This is a genomic window from Xenorhabdus stockiae, from assembly GCF_002632825.1.
Lineage (GTDB): Bacteria > Pseudomonadota > Gammaproteobacteria > Enterobacterales > Enterobacteriaceae > Xenorhabdus > Xenorhabdus stockiae.
This window is the reverse complement of sequence record NZ_NJAJ01000096.1, coordinates 1-2,632: the sequence shown is the minus strand read 5'-3', so window position 1 is coordinate 2,632 and position 2,632 is coordinate 1. Positions and strand designations below refer to the sequence as shown.

2 protein-coding genes and 1 pseudogene are annotated in these 2,632 nt (G+C 51.9%); all 3 read left to right on the top strand.

The annotated features are described in order from the left end of the window. Positions 1-3 precede the first annotated feature (3 nt). A complete protein-coding gene (locus tag Xsto_RS20335) occupies positions 4-1,176 on the top strand; it encodes a DUF2169 family type VI secretion system accessory protein (protein ID WP_099126266.1) in 1,173 nt (390 codons plus the stop codon). Then, on the top strand, positions 1,169-1,525 hold the full coding sequence (locus Xsto_RS20330; RefSeq protein WP_099126265.1) for a DUF4150 domain-containing protein: 357 nt from the start codon (positions 1,169-1,171) through the stop codon (positions 1,523-1,525). Before Xsto_RS20335 ends, Xsto_RS20330 begins: the two co-directional genes overlap by 8 nt. Before the next feature lie 12 nt (positions 1,526-1,537). Then, positions 1,538-2,632: pseudogene (locus Xsto_RS20325) on the top strand (hypothetical protein); the annotation flags it as partial.

Sequence of the window (2,632 nt, the reverse complement as noted above, 5' to 3'; positions counted from 1 at the left end):
CAAATGTTCGATGTCGAAGATACCGAGCATCACGTGGCGGTCATGAAAATCGGCTACCAGCTGATGCCTGCCGGACAGGGGGAATACGTCGCCGAACTGTTGCCCGCGCCACCGTTGTGTTTACAGGATGAATATCGCGGGCAGATGAATGCCTCGCAGGTATTGCAGGAAAGTGACCTTGCACCCTTCAAGCCACGCTGTGATGTGATTGTTAATGGCACAGCCTATGCGCCGGATAACCGACCTTGCACTGAATTTCCCGTGCGGTTGCAGGTCAAAACCCGGCAGGGTCAGCCCCTGCTCGACAAAACCCTGACCATCACCGGTGAGCGGGAGTTTATCCGTGATGCCAGCGGCCATTGGCAACTAACGGAGCCAAAAACCTTTACCACACTGCCGCTGGATTATCGCTACGCTTTCGGGGGTGAGTGCAAAATTCAGGCAGACGATAAAGCAAACAAACACCTCAAAGAGCGTGACCGCCTGACTCCGGAACAGCGCCAACGACATCCTGACGGAGAAAATGCCCCGGTGGCTCATGCGGTTTGTGAAACCAATCCACTGGGAACGGGGTTTATTACTCCGTGGTACGCCAATGCCAAACACCTCATTCGCTATCCGGCACCGCGCATCATCCAGTCAGATGCCCCTTTTACTGCTGAGCATTTTACAGCGCAACTAACCGGCACATTACCTACAGATACCCCAGCCTGCCAACCGCAGGGCATGGGCTTTATCGGTCGTCCGTGGCTCCCCCGCCGCCAGCTGGCCGGTACTTATGATGCCGACTGGCTAGAACACCGCCACCCTTATCTGCCAAAAGATTTTGACTTCGGCTATTGGAACGGCGCACCAGCTGACCAACAAATAGACTGGCCGGACACCGATATTGCCATCACCCTGAGCGGCCTAACGCCCCACAGTGACCTGCATGTCAACCTGCCGGGACATCGCCCATTCATTTTGTTGCGCATGCAAAACGGGATTTTGTTACCTGTGCCGATGCGCCTCGATACGCTCATTATCGACAGCGAGGCCAGAACACTGCACATGACCTGCCGACTGAATTTCAAAGCCGCCCTGCCCGTACGGGTCGCCGAAGCCCGATTTGAAATCAACCCGGATTCACCCTTGCTCAAACTAGCGCCACTGGAAGAGGAGAAAAAAGATGGCTGATAACTACATTGCCCGTACTGCCGGCACCTGGATGATTATCGGCATGTTACCGGACGTGTGCAAAACCCCGATAGGACCTGCCACACCGCCCATCCCCTATCCGGTGGTGGCGAAACTGGCGGACAGTTCGGCACCGGAAAAAACCGTGCGGGCCAATGGCATGCCGGTGGTGGTGTTTGCCCGCAGTTTTGTACCCACCACACTCGGTGACCAACCGGGTGTGGCAAATGGTGTAAAAAGTGGCACTGTGGGGGGTAAATGCCATCCACTGGAGCACACCCGTACAGTACGTGCCGGCAACAAACTGGTGCTGCGCCACGGAGATAAATTTTGGATGAATGGGTCATAAGGAGGGACACCTATGTCAGAATCCAAAAATCTTCGGTTTAATGACCTTGTAGCTACACCCTATAGTACAAAAGATTTTTGTCAGGATTTTAATATTCGCACGTTAGCCGAAGCTGAAAAAGCCTTAGATAATGTCAATGTATTATATCCCCAAAGCAGACAATATGATCCAAGTTATTATGGAGAAGACGCAGAATTCTCTGCCCAGTACTTCAAAGAAGTTGCTGAGAAAACCTCTGAAAAATTCAAAAATGGTGAATACCCACTGAAAGAATGGGAAGAAGACGACGACGGTCGTCCCCAGCATAATATGACACTGCCTGAAAAAACACGGGACGATAGCCCAACCGGTGAGGGCAATACGATAGGTCAAATCGTCGGACAGGCACCACAGGGGGCAAATCCGCCACATGAAGCAAATGCGGCCGTCACACCGGAAACTGAACAAGAAAAAGGATTTTTGGACAAGGCGGGAGAATGGTGGGATGAGACCAAGGAAGATGTGCAAAAGTGGGGAGAGGAAGCCAAAGAAAAGTTGAATGCCGCCTGGGATAATCCGGGAAAGGCCGCCATAGGTGCAGCAAAAGGGGCTTGGAATACCGTACCTGATATAGCTGAATTAGCCATCAGAGGGGGGACGATTATGCCTTCTTCACTAATGTCTAGTACCGGCACCATATTAAAATTCGTAGGTGCTGATACCATAGGTGATACCGCCCTTGCCGCTGCCAATACATTAAACAAAGCTGCCGATAAGGCTGTCGAATTTAGCCATGTGGATGCCATTCGGTTCGACATCACGGATAAGGCAGAACAAGGTGGGGCATTGATCGTTGAGGGAGCTAGTTGGGTAACAGGGTTGGGAGGGATAGCCAAACAAGGTGCGAAAGCCGTGGTTAAAAATACCAAACCTCCTGCTGGCGGTAAAATAAAGGCCCAATCCCAAAATGCCTCTGAAGTGAAACCCAAAAATACCGAACAAGATCCCGTTGACAACAAGTCCACTAACAAAGAAGGCAGTTGTACCGGAACCTGTAAAACGGAAGGTGAACCTGTCGATATGGCTACCGGTGACTTCCTGCAAGTCTGGCCGGTTATCGCCATTCCT

Coding starts and splice junctions, on each gene's coding strand:
- Xsto_RS20335 (WP_099126266.1), top strand. CDS start 4: ATGTTCGATGTCGAAGATACCGAGCATCACGTGGCGGTCATGAAAATC.
- Xsto_RS20330 (WP_099126265.1), top strand. CDS start 1,169: ATGGCTGATAACTACATTGCCCGTACTGCCGGCACCTGGATGATTATC.